This window comes from Pseudomonas sp. GW822-FHT06D10 (assembly GCF_058799535.1).
In genome coordinates this window covers 188,451-205,993 of sequence record NZ_JBXALN010000005.1, presented here as the reverse complement: position 1 = coordinate 205,993, position 17,543 = coordinate 188,451, and the positions used below count along the sequence as shown (strand labels likewise).

Annotated in this window: 16 protein-coding genes; 9 read left to right on the top strand and 7 right to left on the bottom strand. The window is 62.9% G+C overall.

Annotated features, from left to right (window positions below):
• Positions 1-69: 69 nt before the first annotated feature.
• Together AC1RL5_RS18255 and AC1RL5_RS18250 are read right to left on the bottom strand one after the other, a co-directional pair.
• Complete coding sequence (locus AC1RL5_RS18255; RefSeq protein WP_492589488.1) at positions 70-1,200, bottom strand: polysaccharide deacetylase family protein; 1,131 nt, start codon at positions 1,198-1,200, stop codon at positions 70-72.
• A 67-nt stretch (positions 1,201-1,267) separates the two neighbouring features.
• Positions 1,268-2,425 (bottom strand): YfaP family protein, encoded by a 1,158-nt coding sequence (locus AC1RL5_RS18250; RefSeq protein WP_093407248.1) that lies wholly within the window; start codon positions 2,423-2,425, stop codon positions 1,268-1,270.
• Positions 2,426-2,658: 233 nt separating this feature from the next.
• On the opposite strand from AC1RL5_RS18250, the gene AC1RL5_RS18245 reads away from it, so the two are divergent.
• Both AC1RL5_RS18245 and AC1RL5_RS18240 read left to right on the top strand, forming a co-directional pair.
• Positions 2,659-3,012 (top strand): DUF1493 family protein, encoded by a 354-nt coding sequence (locus AC1RL5_RS18245; RefSeq protein ID WP_072452140.1) that lies wholly within the window; start codon positions 2,659-2,661, stop codon positions 3,010-3,012.
• Positions 3,013-3,052: 40 nt separating this feature from the next.
• Entirely contained in the window at positions 3,053-3,907 is an 855-nt protein-coding gene (locus AC1RL5_RS18240) for an EamA family transporter (RefSeq protein WP_176876777.1), read from the top strand.
• Positions 3,908-4,022: 115 nt separating this feature from the next.
• Here AC1RL5_RS18240 and AC1RL5_RS18235 read toward each other — a convergent pair whose 3' ends face one another.
• Both AC1RL5_RS18235 and hslO read right to left on the bottom strand, forming a co-directional pair.
• Positions 4,023-5,567, bottom strand: a complete 1,545-nt coding sequence (locus tag AC1RL5_RS18235) for a phosphoenolpyruvate carboxykinase (protein WP_011058662.1) — start codon at positions 5,565-5,567, stop codon at positions 4,023-4,025.
• A 179-nt stretch (positions 5,568-5,746) separates the two neighbouring features.
• Positions 5,747-6,649, bottom strand: coding sequence for an Hsp33 family molecular chaperone HslO (gene hslO, locus AC1RL5_RS18230; RefSeq protein WP_011058661.1), 903 nt, complete (start codon positions 6,647-6,649; stop codon positions 5,747-5,749).
• 98 nt (positions 6,650-6,747) lie between these two features.
• Between hslO and AC1RL5_RS18225 the strand changes: the two genes are divergently transcribed.
• Positions 6,748-7,560 (top strand): phosphatase PAP2 family protein, encoded by an 813-nt coding sequence (locus tag AC1RL5_RS18225; RefSeq protein WP_011058660.1) that lies wholly within the window; start codon positions 6,748-6,750, stop codon positions 7,558-7,560.
• Positions 7,561-7,598: 38 nt separating this feature from the next.
• Here AC1RL5_RS18225 and AC1RL5_RS18220 read toward each other — a convergent pair whose 3' ends face one another.
• Positions 7,599-8,003: an RNA-binding S4 domain-containing protein gene (locus tag AC1RL5_RS18220; RefSeq protein ID WP_011058659.1), complete on the bottom strand. Its 405-nt coding sequence runs from the start codon at positions 8,001-8,003 to the stop codon at positions 7,599-7,601.
• A 115-nt stretch (positions 8,004-8,118) separates the two neighbouring features.
• Here AC1RL5_RS18220 and rimA point away from each other — a divergent pair, with 115 nt between their 5' ends.
• The 3 genes from rimA to rimK are packed head-to-tail and all read left to right on the top strand — an operon-like array spanning position 8,119 to position 10,299.
• Entirely contained in the window at positions 8,119-8,898 is a 780-nt protein-coding gene (rimA, locus tag AC1RL5_RS18215; RefSeq protein ID WP_011058658.1) for a S6 modification regulatory phosphodiesterase RimA, read from the top strand.
• 16 nt (positions 8,899-8,914) lie between these two features.
• Positions 8,915-9,397 carry a retropepsin-like aspartic endopeptidase RimB gene (gene rimB, locus AC1RL5_RS18210; RefSeq protein WP_007931742.1) on the top strand — a complete coding sequence of 161 codons (483 nt, stop codon included), beginning with the start codon at positions 8,915-8,917 and terminating at the stop codon, positions 9,395-9,397.
• A complete protein-coding gene (gene rimK / locus AC1RL5_RS18205; RefSeq protein ID WP_007931744.1) occupies positions 9,394-10,299 on the top strand; it encodes a 30S ribosomal protein S6--L-glutamate ligase in 906 nt (301 codons plus the stop codon). The genes rimB and rimK overlap by 4 nt, the downstream gene beginning before the upstream one ends.
• Before the next feature lie 81 nt (positions 10,300-10,380).
• On the opposite strand, the gene AC1RL5_RS18200 is transcribed toward rimK, so the two are convergent.
• Positions 10,381-11,694: an ATP-binding protein gene (locus AC1RL5_RS18200; RefSeq protein ID WP_011058657.1), complete on the bottom strand. Its 1,314-nt coding sequence runs from the start codon at positions 11,692-11,694 to the stop codon at positions 10,381-10,383.
• Between the two features lie 105 nt (positions 11,695-11,799).
• Entirely contained in the window at positions 11,800-12,540 is a 741-nt protein-coding gene (gene ompR / locus AC1RL5_RS18195) for an osmolarity response regulator transcription factor OmpR (RefSeq protein WP_011058656.1), read from the bottom strand.
• A 359-nt stretch (positions 12,541-12,899) separates the two neighbouring features.
• Between ompR and AC1RL5_RS18190 the strand changes: the two genes are divergently transcribed.
• The 3 genes from AC1RL5_RS18190 (at position 12,900) to gshA (ending at position 17,406) form a co-directional block, all read left to right on the top strand.
• Complete coding sequence (locus tag AC1RL5_RS18190) at positions 12,900-15,224, top strand: Tex family protein (protein WP_207239915.1); 2,325 nt, start codon at positions 12,900-12,902, stop codon at positions 15,222-15,224.
• A complete protein-coding gene (locus tag AC1RL5_RS18185) occupies positions 15,224-15,607 on the top strand; it encodes a PaaI family thioesterase (protein ID WP_011058654.1) in 384 nt (127 codons plus the stop codon). The genes AC1RL5_RS18190 and AC1RL5_RS18185 overlap by 1 nt, the downstream gene beginning before the upstream one ends.
• Positions 15,608-15,822: 215 nt before the next feature.
• Positions 15,823-17,406: a glutamate--cysteine ligase gene (gshA, locus tag AC1RL5_RS18180; RefSeq protein WP_026020196.1), complete on the top strand. Its 1,584-nt coding sequence runs from the start codon at positions 15,823-15,825 to the stop codon at positions 17,404-17,406.
• The last annotated feature ends 137 nt before the right edge of the window (positions 17,407-17,543 follow it).

The window sequence follows — 17,543 nt, the reverse complement described above, 5'->3', positions numbered from 1 at the left end:
GGCACAAGAAGCTTCATCGGCAAGCCAGCCCCAGCGCAGGAGCCGGCTTGCCGCTAAAGGAGGCCACCGCTAGCGCAAGGTCCGGCAATCCAGCCACTGCACGCCGTTGTGCTGATTGGCCTTGAGCAAGGCCGGCACCGCCTGGGCGGCCTTGGCATGGGTGTCATGGAACAGAATGATGCCCCGGCGCCAGAGCAGCATCAGTGTCTGCACCCGCTGCGCGGCCGCCTCGGCGCCGACCTTCTTGCTCCAGTCCTGGGAGTCGATGTTCCACAGCATCACCTGCACCCCCTGGGCCTTGAAGAACCCGGCGCTGTCACTGCGACGCTGCCCGTAGGGCGGCCGGAACAGCGGCAGGTACTCATCGGTCAACGTGCGGTTGGCCAAGTTGGCGCTGCGAATCACCGAGCTTTGCCATTCGCTCCAGGAGGAGTGGGACTTGTGCTCCCAGCCATGTACGCCCACACACTGGCCGTCGTACAACTCGCGCATTTTCCCTGCCGAAGACGGGCTCAGGCGCGCCTGAAACGAGTCCCCCAGGACAAAGAAAAGGCTATGCAGATCGTAGGCCCGCAGCACCTCGACCAACTGATCCGTAGGCCCGTCGCTCAGGCTCGGCCCGTCATCGAAGGTCAGCAGAAACTGCCGGTCTGCCAGTTCGTCGCCCAGGCGCTCTGTCGGGTCCATGCGCTGGATCTCACTGCTGACGGCGGGAAACAAGGCGGCCAGGCGCAGCTGTTCATTGAGGTACTGCTGATGAAACTGCCCACTGGCCTCACCCCAGGCGCCGTAGGCCGCCTTGCTGGCGCCGGTGAAACTGGCCGCCAGTTGCCGCAGCTCCCCAAGGTTGCGTACCTGCAGACAGAAAGGCTGGCCGTCGCAGTCCTGGCTGGCCTGCCGGTAGTTGCCCAGCAATTGGTCCCAAAAACGCTGGCGCAGTCGATCCACCGACTTGCGGTCAAGCTGCCGCACTCCAAGCCGCTGCTTGAGGGCCGTGTCATCCAAGGCCTCGGTGGCCAGCAGGGCTTTGCTGAACATCAGAATCTCGGCCCGCGAGGCGGTATCGAAATCTGCGGCTCTGGTCAGCGGATTCGGCCAGCCACTGCGGTCGATGGTGGCGAACACCAGCGGCCCGGCCGCCTGGGCCACCCCTGTGGTCAGACACAGCGCCAGCAACCAGGGGAAAACACGAATTCGCATACCAACCTCCATAAATGCACAACGCGCCACTGCCGGCGCGTTGTGGAGATAACTTCTGCCTGTGTGATCAGCGGTTCTGCAACCGCTCTATCGCCTTGTCGTACACCGGGTTGGCCTTCTGCTCCCGGGCCTTGCGGTAGTGCTCCAGCGCCGTGACCAATTGCCCGGCATCTTCGTAGATGCGCCCCATGTCGTAGTAGGCGCTGGCGCGTATGGTGGGCGCCGATGGGCCACTGGCCAGGGCGATTGCCTGGCGATCGGCGGCCACGGCCTCGTCGGGGCGGCTGTTCTTGCGGTTGGACAGCGCAAGGTTGCTGTAGGCCTGGGCAAAGCCTGGATCCAGCTCGATGGCTTCGCGATAGTAGATACCCGCACTGCCGAAGTCGCCCTTGCGGTAGGAAGCCTCGCCTTTCTGGTTGAGGCTCTTGGCATCCACCGGCCCCTCGTCCCTGGCCAGCACTTCATCGATGGGCTTGCCATTGGCCAGTAGCAGCGGATCGAGGTTGCTCATCCGCGACTCCACTTCCTCGTTGCCTTGCAGCACCCGATCGATGTCCTGCAGTTGGCCATTGGCCGTCAGGCGAAACACTACCCAGAGGTTGCCCTGGCGGTTCTGTGGCACCCGGTAGCTGCGCATCAGCGTCGGGCCCTTATAGACAAAGACCTGCGCCTGGCTGCGGCCCAGGCGCAAGGATTCGGGGTTATTGCCGTTGGTAAAGTCGTGCACGGCATACACGTAGGCATCGCCCGGCACAGGCTGTTCGATGGTGAGGGTCTCCGGCCCGCGGCTGTCGGTGCTATCCACATTCATCCGCGCCCCCGGCCCGGTGCCGGTGGCGTAATACAGCAACCGGTGGGGATAGCTCAAATGCGCATCCAGGTCTTCCCCCGGTGCACTCCAGCTCAACACCACGCGCAGGCTTTGCGGATCCTTGAGCACCGGGCTCATGGCGTAGCTCAGCCCCTGGCACGGGCACTTGGCCCGCAGGTCGGTATAACCGAGCTTGCGGATCAGCAGTTCACTGCCCGGCGAATCGGCGGCCTCCAGCGTCACTCGCCCCTGGGCATCGGTCCGCCCGGAAGCCTGCCCCAACTGCACTTCGGCATCGGCCAGCACCGCGTCCTTGACCACCGCATCCAGCACCTGGAGCGACAACGACTGAGCCTGCACCGGACTCATCAGCATCCCTAGCCAAAGCAACGCCGCCAGGCGGAAAAAAGCCATAACAAGATCCCTGTAGATAACGATGGCCGGACCTCTGTCCCGCCCCACCCATCAGCGGCGAACCATACACAGTTTTGCCCGCCAATGCTCGGCCTGGAGCCGTAAATACAGCGCAAAACGGCAGTCTTGCCTACCCGGAGCAACGCCCCCCGTCCCGACCTCCGAGCACTTGCAAGCCAAACCCCAACTCGCCTTACACTGCAGCTCCTGGAAACCGCAAGTGAACCCCGACCATGCAACTGGCCCCCGGCTTTCCCGACGACGCCATCATGCGCCAGCTCATGCAACTGCTGCATGAGGAAATAGGCCTGCCCGAGCGCAAGACTCTTCGCCTGAACACCGCGATCAATTTCGACCTGGGTTGCGACGGCGCCGACGCCCGGCATTTACTCAACGCTCTGGAAGAACAGTTCGATATCGATTTTGTCGATTTCGACAGCTATCGCTACTTCCAGCCCGAAGGCTACGATGTGTCCCTCAAACGGCGCGCCAAGGGTCGGGGAGACAAGCTCCCGCTGACTATCGGCATGCTGTACCGGGCGCTCAAGGAGCAACGCTGGGATACTCAGGAGCTGGAAGGCCTCTAAGGTCCACGGCAGTACATAAGGAAATGCCGTGGACGTACTGATGGGCTTGCTCGCCGCCCTGCTCTGGGGCGGCACCGATTTTCTCGTGGGGCTCAACGTGCGCGCCGTGGGCGTGAAACGTGCGGTGTTCTTCAGCCAGAGCCTGGGGTTCACCCTGATGAGCCTGCTGCTGGCGATCTTTCCCGCCTTCCTGCTCAAGGCCATGGCCGCGCCCCTGGAGGTCTGGCTGATGGGCGTGCTCGCCGCGGCCTTCACCGTCTCCGGCGCCCTGGCCCTGGGCAAGGCCTTCGCCCTGGGCAAAGCCTCCATCGTCGCCCCATTGGTGACCTCCTACGGTGTGGTCACCACCTTGCTGTCCTGGGCCAGTGGCGAGCAGATCAGCCTGCTGCAACTCATGTGCATTCTGTTGTGCGTTATCGGCGTGATCCTCTCCAGCCTGCACTCGGACTCCAAGCTGCCCCACAGCACCGCCGCCGGCCGCTCGATCTTCTTCGCCCTGCTCTCGGCCTTCCTCTATGGCACCAGCTTCTGGCTGCAGGGCCGCTACACCCTGCCGCAACTGGGGCCGATCAGCATGCTCTGGCTGGGTTACGCGGTGGGCAGCGGCGTGATGCTGCTGATGGTGCTGAAAGTCGCGGACGGGCTGAAGATTCCGCCACTGAAGAACTGCGGCCTGCTGGCCTCCACCAGCCTGATGAACCTGGGCGCCTTCTTTGCCTTTTCCTGGGGTGCCATGAGCGGCTCGGTGTCGGTGGTGACGGTGATCAGCACCCTGTCCGGCGGCATCGCCGCGGTGCTGGGCTATGTGTTCTTCAAGGAGCGACTGACGGCGGTGCAAGTGACGGGCGTGGTGCTGGTGTTGCTGGGGGCGCTGGTGTTGCACTTGAAGACGTGAGGGTGTCTGGCTGGCCCAGGGGATGCCGCGCATCCCATCGCAGCCTGCGCCAGCGGCTACAGCTGCGCACAAAAAAGCCGCCCCGAGGGGCGGCTTTTTCATTGCAGGTCGAGGCTTAAAGCTTTGGACCGGCTGCCTTGATCGCGTCGCTCACGTCGAACTTCTTGAAGTTCTCGATGAACAGGCCGGCCAGGGCCTTGGCGGCTTCGTCGTAGGCGGCTTTGTCAGCCCAGGTGTTGCGTGGGTTGAGCAGGCCGGTCTCGACGCCCGGTACGGCTTTTGGCACGTCCAGGTTGACGATGTCCAGGTGCTCGGTCTCGGCACCGATCAGCGCGCCGCTCTGGATCGCTGCAATCACGCCACGGGTGGTGGGGATGTTGAAGCGTTTGCCCACGCCGTAGCCACCGCCGGTCCAGCCGGTGTTGACCAGGTAGACCTTGGAGCCGAAACCGCGGATGCGCTTGATCAGCAGCTCGGCGTATTCGCCCGCCGGACGCGGGAAGAACGGTGCGCCGAAGCAGGTGGAGAAGGTCGACTTGATGCCCGAGCCCGAACCCATTTCAGTCGAGCCCACCAGAGCGGTGTAGCCGGACAGGAAGTGGTAGGCGGCTTGTTCTTCGCTGAGGATCGACACCGGTGGCAGTACGCCGGTCAGGTCGCAGGTCAGGAAGATCACGGCGTTAGGCTCGCCACCGAGGTTCTTCGGTGCGCGTTTTTCGATCAGCTCGCGCGGGTAGGCGGCGCGGCTGTTCTGGGTCAGGCTGTCGTCGGCGTAGTCGGCTTTCTTGGTGACCGGGTCGATCACCACGTTTTCCAGAACGGCACCGTGCTGGATGGCTTTCCAGATCACCGGCTCGTTCTTTTCCGACAGGTCGATGCACTTGGCATAGCAACCGCCTTCGATGTTGAACACCACGCCCACGCCCCAACCGTGTTCGTCGTCACCGATCAGGTAACGGCTTTCGTCGGCAGACAGGGTGGTCTTGCCGGTGCCCGACAGACCGAAGAACAGGGTCACGTCGCCTTCTTCGCCCATGTTGGCGGCGCAGTGCATCGGCAGTACGTCGGCAGCCGGCAGCAGGAAGTTCTGCACGGAGAACAGGGCTTTCTTCATTTCACCGGCGTAGCGCATGCCGGCGATCAGCACTTTCTTGGCCGCGAAGTTGAGGATCACGGTGCCATCGGAGTTGGTGCCGTCGCGCTCTGGCTCGCAGACGAAGTTCGGCGCGTTGAGGATCTGCCACTCATCCTTGCCACCGGCGTTGTACTGCTCGGGGTTGATGAACAGGCAGCGGCCGAACAGGTTGTGCCAGGCGGTCTCGGTGGTCATTTTCACCGGCAGGTAGTGCGCCGGATCGGAACCTACATGCACATGGGAAACAAAACGCTCGCGCTCGCCCAGGTAGGCTTCAACGCGGTCCCACAGGGCGTCGAACTTGGCCGCCGGGAACTTGCGGTTGATCGGGCCCCAGGCGATAGCGTCCTGGGTGCTGGGCTCTTCTACGATGAAACGATCCACTGGCGAACGGCCGGTACGATGACCGGTGCGAACCACCAGAGCGCCGGTATCGGCAAGCTCGCCCTCACCGCGGTTCAGGGCTTCTTTGACCAGATCATCCACACTCAGATCGGTGTACACGGCGTTATTGGCTTGCGTCATGAGGTTCCCCGTCGGCCATTGGCCGAGTGCTCCAAACGTTTTGTAGTAGAAACTCGCGCACTACTACCGCGAAAAAAGTGCGCCGGATTATGCCAGAAAAGCCCCAAAATAGTAGGGCCCTCCCGTCAGCACGGCGTAATTCCGGCGTTTGCCAGGTGATTTACCTGCGCTGAATCGTTTTAGTGACGAGTATCTGACGGCGTGTCCACGCCCGCCCCCGCGAACAATTGCGCGATATCAGCGGCATCGAACAGGTAGCGTTCGTTGCAGAACTGGCAATCGATCTCGATGCTGCCGCCATGTTCGACCACCAGTTGCTGGGCATCTTCCAGACCCAGGCTGACCAGCGCATTGCCCGAGCGTTCCCGCGAGCAACTGCAGCGAAAACGCAGCGGCTGCACGTCGAACAGGCGCACGGCTTCTTCGTGGTACAGGCGGTGGAGCACGGTTTCGTTGTCCAGGCTCAGCAGCTCATCGGCGGTCAGGGTGCTGGCCAGAGCAGTGAGGTGCTGCCAGCTGGCGTCACGCTCTTCCTGATCACGCAGGCGGTCGGCAGGCAGTTGTTGCAGAAGCAGGCCACGGGCGCTGCGGCCGTCGGCATAGAGCCAGAAACGGGTGCCGGTCTGTTGCGACATGACGAAGTAGTTGGTGAAGCATTCCGCCAGGTTGGTGCCGTCCAGGTCGACGATGCCCTGGTAGCGCTGGCCATTGGTCGGGTCCACGGTCAGGGCCAGGACGCCGTTGGGCATCAGGTCGGCGAGGGTGGCATCAGGGGCGATCTGCTCCGCGTCGTAACGGGCCAGGCCACGGATCTCGCGCTCGCTGGAGCACTCGATCATCAGCAGCGGCACCGGGCCTTCGGAGCGGGCCTGGAGAATCAGCAAGCCATCGAATTTCAGGGTGCCGACCAGCAACGATGCCGCCGCCATCAGTTCGCCAAGCAGCTGTGCAACCGGCTCGGGATAGGGGTGTTTGGCGAGGACTTCCGCGTAACTGCGCTCCAGCGCCACCAGCTCGCCGCGGGTGTCGCTCTCATCGAAGATGAAGCGTTGAGTGAAGTCGGTATCCGGCAAATCAGTCATAGGTCTGGGTATCTGAATGATGACAAAAAGGTGACAAGCACCGAAAATTGCGGCTTTGCACCATGAGGGTGCAGTTTTGCGGTGATTGGAGATATTTTATGAACAATCCGGGTTTGTTCCAAGCAAGGTGGAACCTCGGCAAGCTGGTTCTGTGCAATTTACTCCCTTTGGCCCTGCTGGGTTTCTGGTTGTGGCCCACCGGGCAGGCGCTCTGCACGGTCTTCGACGAATGGCTGTTCCACCACCTCAACGCCCCTCTGGCAAGCAACTCGACCTGGCTGCATATCTGGGCCGTGGCCAGCCTGCGGCCGTTCGATATCGTGGTGGGGCTGATCATGCTCGGCCTGCTGATTCGCGGTGACTGGGTGTTCAAGGCGGTGGACGTGCGCCGGGCCTTCTTCGGCTTTCTATCGATCCTGATTCTGATGGTGGTGATTCGCGCGCTGTTTTCCAAGCTGGTGGCCGTCATGAACTGGCAGCACAACAGCCCGTCCATGGTGCTGGAAGGCGCCGTGCACATGAGCGACTACTTCCCGGGCTGGGAAAAGACCTGGGAACTCAAGGACCGCTCCAGCCAGAGCTTCCCGGGCGACCACGCTTCGGTGCTGCTGATCTGGGGCCTGTTCATGGGAATCTTCAGCCGCAGCATCGGCCAGTTCCTGATCGTCTGGGGCCTGACCCTGCTGTTCATGATGCCGCGCCTGGTGGCAGGCGCCCACTGGGGCCAGGACGACTACATCGGCGGTGTGCTGCTGGCGGTGCTGGCCCTGGGCTGGGGCTACTACACCCCGTACGCGGCGCGGATGTCGAACTTCCTGCTGCGCCTGACCCATCCGCTGTTCAACCTGTTGAGCCGGATGCCCGTGCTCTCGCGCATGAGCGTGGTGCGCGCCAGCAGCCTGCTGCGCTAAGCAGCCCCGTAGGAGCCGGCTTGCCGGCTCCTACGGTTTCATTCGTGGTTGCTGCCGTGGAACTTGAACAGGTCCCGGCGCTGTTTCTTGCTCGGTTTACCGTCGGTGCTCACTCCTAGGGCACCAGCCTTGCGCTGGGCCGCAGCGGCTTCGCGCTTGGCGATGCTGGCCTCGGTTTCCGCGTACAGAGCCTGTGCTTCAGGAGCGCCACGGCGGACGATGGAAAGGGCCTGGACCACCACGGTACGTTCGTCGAAACCGGCGCGAATCTGGTATTCATCGCCTACCCGCGGCTCCTTGCCCGGTTTGCAGCGCTCGCCCCGGTGATGCACCTTGCCGCTTTCAATCGCTGTCTTGGCCAGGGCACGAGTCTTGTAGAAGCGCGCTGCCCACAGCCATTTATCCAGACGAACCTTGTCCTCTTCTTCCTGCTTGTGCGCCACTGGAATTCCCCTCGCTGAAAAATGTCGCAACTTTACCGCCTGCAAGCGGGCTCTCATAAACCCTGTCGCTCACCTAAAATAACCCAGGTTGCGCCCTGATACGCGAGGAGTCCCCGTGACTGACTTCCCCACTTCCCTGACCTCGCCCGGCAACCGTTGCGAAGGTTGCCAGCAAAGCCAGCCACTGGGCTTCGATTTTTCCTTCGCCTACCAGCCCATAGTCGATCTGCGGGACCACTCGGTCTTCGCCCATGAAGCCCTGGTGCGCGGGGTCAATGGCGAAGGGGCGGGAACGGTGCTGGGCCAGGTCAATGACAGCAATCGCTACCGTTTCGACCAGCGCTGCCGGACCCAGGCAATCACCCTCGCCGCCCAGTTGGGGATGCAAAGCCACCTGTCGATCAACTTCATGCCCAACGCCGTGTACCGGCCGGAACTGTGCATCCGCAGCACCCTGGAGGCGGCCCGGGCCCAGCGTTTTCCCCTGGACCGGCTGATTTTCGAAACCCTGGAAAGCCAGCACGTAGATAACTATCGCCATTTGACCAATATTCTGCGTGAATACCGCGAATTCGGCTTCAAGACCGCCATCGACGACTTCGGCTCGGGGTACTCGGGGCTGAACCTGCTGGCGGATTTCCAACCCGACCTGATCAAGCTCGACATGGCGCTGGTACGCGATGTGGACCAGGATCGCGTACGCCAGGCGATCATCCGCGCGATTGTCACAATGTGTGCGGAGTTGGGGGTTACAGTCATCGCCGAAGGTATTGAAAGCGCCGGTGAACGGGACTTTCTCAGCGACTGTGGAATTTATCTGATGCAGGGCTACTGGTTCGCCAAACCTGCATTCAAAGCCCTGGCCGAGGTTCCGGCCGCGGCCTGGAACAGCTAATTGCGGATTTTCCTTATTGAAGACTTTTGACCATTTGACCGTTGTCGGTCTGCGCGAGTGGGTGGCGCTCCCGGATCTGGGAGTGGCCGGCCTGCGCGCCAAGATCGACACCGGGGCCAGCACCTCCAGCCTGCATGCCACCGAGATCGAGCCCTTCGAGCGCGACGGTGAGCAGTGGGTGCGCTTCAATGCCCACCTGGGCAGTGTGGTGCAGTTGCGTCACCGGCGCTGCGAAGCACCGCTGGTGGCGATGAAAACCATTAAAAGCTCCAACGGCCAGGCCCAGGTGCGCTACGTGATCAGCACCACCCTGGCCCTGGGCGATCGGGTGTGGCGGGTGGAGTTCACCCTCGCCTGCCGCAAGGCCATGCGCTATCGCCTGCTGCTGGGTTCCAAGGCTCTGATCGACGGCCAACTGGTGGTCAATCCGGGCATCAAGTACGTACAAGACAAACCGGTGTTCCCGGTATCCACTACCTCTGCCACAGGTGTTGCATGAAGATCGCTGTGCTGTCGCGTAACCCGCGTCTGTATTCCACTCGTCGTCTGGTCGAGGCCGGCACCGAGCGTGGCCATGAAATGGTAGTGGTCGATACCCTGCGGGCCTACATGAACATCGCCAGTCACAAGCCGCAGATCCACTACCGCGGCAAGCCCCTGGAAGGCTTCGATGCGGTGATCCCGCGGATCGGTGCCTCGGTGACCTTCTATGGCTGCGCGGTGCTGCGCCAGTTCGAAATGATGGGGGTGTTCCCCCTCAACGAATCGGTGGCCATCGCCCGCTCCCGGGACAAGCTGCGCTCGCTGCAGTTGCTGTCGCGGCGTGGCATCGGCCTGCCGGTGACCGGCTTCGCCCATTCCCCGGACGACATTCCCGACCTGATCGAGATGGTCAACGGCGCGCCATTGGTGATCAAGGTGCTGGAAGGCACCCAGGGCATCGGCGTGGTGCTGTGTGAAACCGCCACGGCGGCGGAATCGGTGATCGAGGCCTTCATGGGCCTGAAGCAGAACATCATGGTCCAGGAGTACATCAAGGAGGCCGGCGGCGCCGACATTCGCTGCTTCGTGGTGGGGGACAAGGTGATCGCGGCAATGAAACGCCAGGCCAAGCCGGGGGAGTTTCGCTCCAACCTGCATCGCGGCGGCAGCGCCAGCCTGATCAAGATCACCCCGGAAGAACGCATGACCGCGCTGCGGGCGGCCAAGGTCATGGGCCTGAGCGTGGCAGGGGTGGATATCCTGCGTTCCAATCACGGGCCGCTGGTGATGGAAGTCAATTCCTCGCCGGGCCTGGAAGGCATCGAGACCACCACTGGCAAGAACGTGGCGGGAATCATCATCGAGCACATCGAGAAGAACGGCGGGCCGAACATGACTCGGACCAAGGGCAAGGGCTAGGGCTAGGGATCGCGTTGCCGGCCTTGCGCTGGCAAGCCAGCTCCTACGGGCTATGTGCTGCCTGCAGGAGCGAAGCCCCGATCAATCCGCATCACGGGGCAGCAGCAAGCCCAGCGGCAGGCGCACCCGCGCTTCCAGGCCGCCATCGGGGCGGTTGCGCAGTTCGACATTGCCACCATGCATGGCGGCAATCCGCTTGACGATGGCCAGCCCCAGCCCGGTGCCCTTGCCGCCGCGGGCACGGTCGCCACGGGTGAAGGGGTTGAAGATCGCTTCCAGTTCCGAAGGATCGATCCCCGCGCCACGGTCCATCACGCTGAGCACCACATAGGGCGCATTGGTGTCACCGGACACATAGGCCGCCACTTCCACTTCCGTACCCGCATGATTCAGGGCGTTACCGATCAGGTTGTTGAGCAGGCGCTTCATCGACACCCGGCGCAACGGGAACGGCTGGATCGGCTCCAGGCGCAGGTGCACCCGTTCTTCGTTCTGGTTGTAGGGCGCCGCCACTTCCTGCACCAGATCGCCCAGGTCCACCTCTTCCACCGACTCGTCGCGCCCATCGCGAATGAAGGCCAGGAACTGGTCGAGAATGGCGTCCATGTCCTCGATATCCCGCACCATGTCGTCGGTCAGGTCAGTGTGATCGCCCATCAATTCCAGGGACAGGCGCAGCCGGGTCAACGGCGTGCGCAGGTCGTGGGACACCCCGGCCAGCATCAACTCCCGTTCTCGCCCTGCCTGTTCCACGTCCTCGGCCATCTGGTTGAACGCGCGGTAGACCTCGGTCATTTCGCTGGGCGTATCGCTGATGGGCAGGCGCACGCTGCGTCCCTGGCCCAGTTGCCGGGCGGCATACACCAGGCGCTTGAGGGGCTGGTTGAGCTGGCTGACGAAGATCCAGGCCGAGGCGGTGGACAAGAGGCCAATGGCCAGGAACCAGCCCAGCACGCTCCAGATCTTCTGCCCCCGCAGCGGATGGGGGTACAGCGGCACCTTGAGCCAGCCGTCCCCCAGGCTCGGCGCCCGCACCCAGAGCGCCGGCGGCGCATGCATGCGCAGGCGCACTTCGGTGTCGGCGCCCAGTTCGGCCTGCATCTGCCGCTGGTAGATCTCGCTGTAGGGCCAATGCTGCTCGCCGGCCGGTACGCCGCTGCCCACCACCTTGATCAGGCCGGCAGCCTCGGCGATCTGGTCACGGTTGGATTCATCGGCGGCCCAGTAGGCGCGCAGGGTCAGGGCCACGCCGTGGCTGTACTGCCGGTCCACCAGCACGTCCTCGTTCATCAACAGATAAACCAGGGTCAATGCCTTGGAAAACAGCACCACGATCAGCACCAGCCACAGGGTGCGGGAGAAGAAACTCTGGGGGAACCACAGCGGGGTTTTCATAACAGCCACTACACACTTTGCAGGAGCGACTCGCGCTCGCACCGTTGCGGAATGCGAACGCCCGGGTCGTTACCGGCCCGGGCGTTGGCTCCTACAAATCAATGATCACTTGGTCGCGGTGCCATCCGGCACAAAGACATAACCCACGCCCCAGACGGTCTGGATGTAGCGCGGCTTGGAAGGATCGGGCTCGATCATCCGACGCAGGCGGGAGATCTGCACGTCAATGGAGCGCTCCAGGGCGTCCCATTCACGACCACGGGCCAGGTTCATCAACTTGTCCCGGGTCAGCGGCTGGCGGGCGTTCATCACCAGCGCCTTGAGCACCGCGAATTCACCGGTGGTGAGCATGTGCACTTCATTGCCGCGCTTGAGCTCGCGGGTGGCCAGGGACAACTCGTAGTCGCCGAAGGTCACGCTTTCGTCTTCGCTGCCCGGCGCACCCGGCACCGGGGCGGACTGGCGACGCAATACGGCCTTGACCCGCGCCATCAGCTCGTCGGGGTTGAACGGCTTGGCCAGGTAATCGTCGGCGCCCAGTTCCAGGCCCTTGATGCGGCTCAGCTCGTCGCCCTTGGCGGTGAGCATGATGATCGGAATCTGGTTGTTCGCGCTGCGCAGGCGGCGGCATGCGGTCAAGCCGTCTTCGCCGGGCAGCATCAGGTCGAGTACCACCAGGTTGAACACTTCGCGACCCAGCAGGCGGTCCATTTGCTCGGTGTTCGGTACTGCGCGGGCACGGTAGCCCTTGCTGACGAAGAAACGCTCCAGCAGGCTGCTCAGCCCCGGGTCGTCGTCAACAATAAGAATTTTTTCGCCTTCAGCAGTTTGTACAGTGCTGCTCATTGGATGCTCCTCTAATCTCGGTGCGCATTATGGCGTAGCTGCCGTTATACGCACCGAGTGCATTGTTAGCAGATTTTTCCTCTATCGCCAGCAAACCCGCTGTCGGCCTGAGGCTGGCGATCACCCCGCAACGGCTAACGCTGGGTATAATGCGCCGCCTTTTGTGTTGGGCAATATCTGATCAGTACGCCTGCGGCCGGTTTATTTTTTTACCCGGGCCGGCAGTATTTTTTCGATTTCACGGGTCAACAGGCAGCCTTTTGATCCAGGTGGCGGCGCGTGCCAGGCCGCTCAACCAGACTCGCCGGGCCTTATTTTCGTGCCCGCGGGCCTGCTTTCACAATTTGTCAGGTGGTTTTATGGACAGCATCAACAGCCGCATTGCCGAGGAACTCGGCGTACGCCCACAACAGGTCGAAGCGGCCGTCGCTCTATTGGATGAAGGCTCCACCGTGCCCTTCATCGCCCGCTACCGGAAAGAAGTCACCGGCAGCCTCGATGACACCCAGCTGCGCCATCTGGAAGAGCGCCTGCGCTACCTGCGAGAACTCGACGAACGGCGGATCAGCATCCTGGCCAGCATCGAAGAGCAAGGCAAGCTGACCCCGGAGCTGGCGCGCGACATCAAGCTGGCCGACACCAAGACCCGCCTCGAAGACCTTTACCTGCCTTATAAGCAGAAGCGCCGCACCAAAGGCCAGATCGCCCTGGAAGCCGGCCTCGGCGAACTGGCCGACGGCCTGTTCAACGACCCGAACCTGGCTCCGGAAACCGAAGCCGCACGCTTCGTCGACGCCGAAAAAGGCGTGGCCGACGTCAAGGCCGCCCTGGAAGGCGCCAAGTACATCCTGATGGAGCGCTTCGCCGAAGACGCCAGCCTGCTGGAAAAGCTGCGCAATTTCCTCAAGCAGGAAGCGACCATCAGCGCCCGCGTGATCGCCGGCAAGGAAGAGGAAGGCGCCAAGTTCCGCGACTACTTCGAACACGATGAACCACTCAAAAGCATGCCGTCGCACCGCGCCCTGGCAATTTTCCGTGGCCGCAACGAAGGCATTCTCAGCTCCGCGCTGAAAGTCGGTGACGAGCTGCCGGGCACCATGCACCCGTGCGAAGGCATGATCGGCCAGCAATTCGGCATCCAGAACCAGAACCGCCCGGCCGACAAATGGCTCGGCGAAGTGGTGCGCTGGACCTGGAAGGTCAAGCTCTACACCCACCTGGAAACCGACCTGCTGGGCGAGCTGCGCGATGGCGCGGAAACCGAGGCGATCAACGTCTTCGCCCACAACCTGCACGACCTGCTGCTGGCCGCTCCGGCCGGCCCGCGCGCCACCCTGGGCCTGGACCCGGGCCTGCGCACCGGCTGCAAGGTGGCGGTGGTGGATGCCACCGGCAAGCTGCTGGACCACGCCACCGTCTACCCCCATGTGCCGCACAACAAGTGGGACCAGACCCTGGGCATTCTGGCTGCCCTGTGCGCCAAGCACTCGGTGGACCTGATCGCTATCGGCAACGGCACCGCCAGCCGGGAAACCGACAAGCTGGCGGCCGAGCTGATCAAGAAATACCCGGCCATGAAGATGACCAAGGTCATGGTCTCCGAAGCCGGTGCATCGGTGTACTCGGCCTCGGAGCTGGCGGCCAAGGAATTCCCGGACCTGGACGTATCGATCCGTGGCGCGGTGTCCATCGCCCGCCGCCTGCAGGATCCACTGGCCGAGCTGGTGAAGATCGATCCCAAGTCCATCGGTGTCGGCCAGTACCAGCACGATGTCTCGCAACTGAAACTGGCCCGTGGCCTGGACGCGGTGGTGGAAGACTGCGTGAACGCCGTGGGCGTCGACGTCAACACCGCCTCCGTGGCCCTGCTGGCGCGGATCTCCGGCCTCAACGCGACCCTGGCGCAGAACATCGTCAGCCACCGCGACGAACACGGTGCCTTCAAGACCCGCGCCGCGCTGAAAAAAGTCGCCCGCCTGGGTGAAAAGACCTTCGAACAGGCCGCCGGCTTCCTGCGTGTGATGAACGGCGACAACCCGCTGGACGCTTCCGCAGTGCACCCGGAAGCCTACCCGCTGGTACAACGCATCGCTGCCGACACCGGCCGCGACATCCGCTCGCTGATCGGCGACAGCGGCTTCCTCAAGCGCCTGGACCCGAAAAAGTTCACCGACGAAACCTTCGGCCTGCCCACCGTCACCGACATCCTCCAGGAACTGGACAAGCCCGGCCGCGACCCGCGCCCCGAGTTCAAGACCGCCGAGTTCCAGGACGGTGTCGAAGACCTCAAGGACCTGCAACTGGGGATGATCCTCGAAGGCGTGGTGACCAACGTCACCAATTTCGGGGCCTTCGTCGACATCGGCGTGCACCAGGACGGCCTGGTGCACATTTCGGCGCTGTCGGAGAAGTTCATCAAGGACCCACGCGAAGCGGTGAAGGCCGGTGACGTGGTGAAAGTGAAGGTCATGGAAGTCGATATCCCGCGCAAACGCGTCGGCCTGTCGATGCGCATGGGCGACACCCCGGGCGAGAAGATCGACGGTGCCCGTGGCTCCCGCCCCGGCTCGGCGCCACGCTCCTCCCAGAGCAATGCACCGCGCAAGGAGAGCGCCGCGCCCGCCCCGAGCAACAACGCCATGGCCTCGCTGTTCGCCAACGCCAAGCAGTTGAAGAAACGCTGATGCAGATCCCTGCCGGCCTGACCGAAAGCGCCTTCAGCCAATTGCTCGGCTGCCGTCTGCAACGCCTGGAAACCGGCGAAGCGGACGTCGCCCTGGAGCTGACCCCGCAACTGCGCAATCGCGGGCAGAAGCTGCACGGCGGGGCGATCTTCAGCCTGGTGGACATTGCCATGGGGCTGGCCTGCTCCAGCACCCACGGCTTCGACCAGCAGAGCGCCACCATCGAGTGCAAGATCAACTACATCCGCGCCGTGGCCGAGGGCGAGGTGCTGTGCCGGGCCAAGGTGATCCACCCCGGCCGCCGCACCCTGGTGGTGGAAGCGGATGTGATCCAGGGCGACAAACTGGTCGCAAAAGCACAAGGCACCTTCGCGGTCCTATAGCTCCCTGTCATGTATTTGGGTTAATTTCGGCGCTGCAAAAGCGGCGTCGGAGTTTTCTGCCCGCGCTAAAGCCAGATTCAGGGATGAAGGATTGGCGTTTTCAGGCGAGTCGGCTTGACTCAAAAACCAGGCGAAAACGCCAGTTTTAACTTCACCCTTGTAGACCGTCCTGCCCACCCCCATATTGGGGCGACTGACGCGTGAAGGAATCCAACTTGAGCGAACTTCTCAACCGCCGCCTGGCTCTGCTCGGCGAGCGCGCTAACCTCTCTCTGCTCGAGCAGTGCCTGCACGGTATCGAACGTGAATGCCTGCGTGTCACCGGCGAAGGCCGCCTGGCACAGACCCCGCACCCGGAAGAACTGGGTTCCGCGCTGACCAACGAACAGATCACCACGGACTACTCCGAGTCGCTGCTGGAGTTCATCACCCCGGCCCTCAAGGACCCGGCGGACACCCTGGCCAGCCTCGACAAGATTCATCGCTTCGCCTACAGCAAGCTCGGCAACGAGTACCTGTGGAGTCCATCGATGCCGTGCCCGTTGCCGGCCGAGGAAGATATCCCCATCGCCTACTACGGCACCTCCAACATCGGTCAGCTCAAGTACGTGTACCGCAAGGGCCTGGCCCTGCGCTACGGCAAGACCATGCAGTGCATTGCCGGGATCCACTACAACTTTTCCCTGCCGGAACAGCTATGGCCGCTGCTCAAGCAGGCCGAGGGCTTTGTCGGCACCGACCGTGACTACCAGTCCTCGGCCTATATCGCGCTGATCCGCAATTTCCGTCGCTACAGCTGGCTGCTGATGTACCTGTTCGGTGCCTCGCCGGCCCTGGACGCGGGTTTCCTGCGCGGCCGCTCGCACCAGCTGGAACAGTTGGACGCCGAGACCCTGTACCTGCCCTACGCCACCAGCCTGCGCATGAGCGACCTGGGCTACCAGAGCAAGGCCCAGGCCGGCCTGACCCCTTGCTACAACGACCTGAACAGCTACACCGACAGCCTGCGCAAGGCCGTGGCCACGCCCTACGCGCCCTATGTGGAAGTCGGCACCCACAAGGATGGCGAATGGGTGCAACTGAACACCAACATCCTGCAGATCGAAAACGAGTACTACTCCAACATCCGCCCCAAGCGCGTGACCTACACCGGCGAGCGGCCGATCCAGGCGCTGATGGCCCGGGGTATCCAGTACGTCGAAGTACGCTGCCTGGACATCAACCCGTTCCTGCCACTGGGCATCGACATCCAGGAAGCCCGCTTCCTCGACGCCTTCCTGCTGTATTGCGCACTCAACGACAGCCCGCTGTTCGAGAACAACGAGTGCGGCAATGCCACCTCGAACTTCCTCGCCGTGGTCAAGGAAGGCCGGCGCCCGGGCCTGCAGCTGCAACGCCAGGGCCAGCCGGTGGAAATGAAGGAGTGGGCCGCCCAACTGCTGGAGCAGATCGCCCCTCTGGCCGCCCTGCTCGACCAGAGCCATGGCAGCGACGTGCACAGCAAGGCCCTGGACGCCCAATTGGCCAAGGTCAAGGATTCGTCCCTGACCCCTTCGGCCCAGGTGCTGGCGGCCATGAGCGAGCACAAGGAGAGCTTCACCCAGTTCTCCCTGCGCCAGAGCCAGGCCCATGCCGAGTACTTCCGCAGCCAGGCCCTGAGCAAGGAAGAGCAAGCCGCGTTCGAAGAAGCGGCGCGCAAATCCCTGGAACAGCAGACCGAGCTTGAACAGAACGAGGTGGGTGATTTCGACGTGTTCGTCGGTGCCTACCAGGCCAGCATCCTGGCCATCAGCAACTGACGCTTCGCCGGCCGGCCGGCTCCTACACCCCTCCCGTAGGAGCCGGCTGGCCGGCGAACAACACGCTGCCTATTCCCCTCATAAGCTAATGCAAATAAGTTATTTATTTCTGCATTCTTAGATCATTTAGTCTCCTC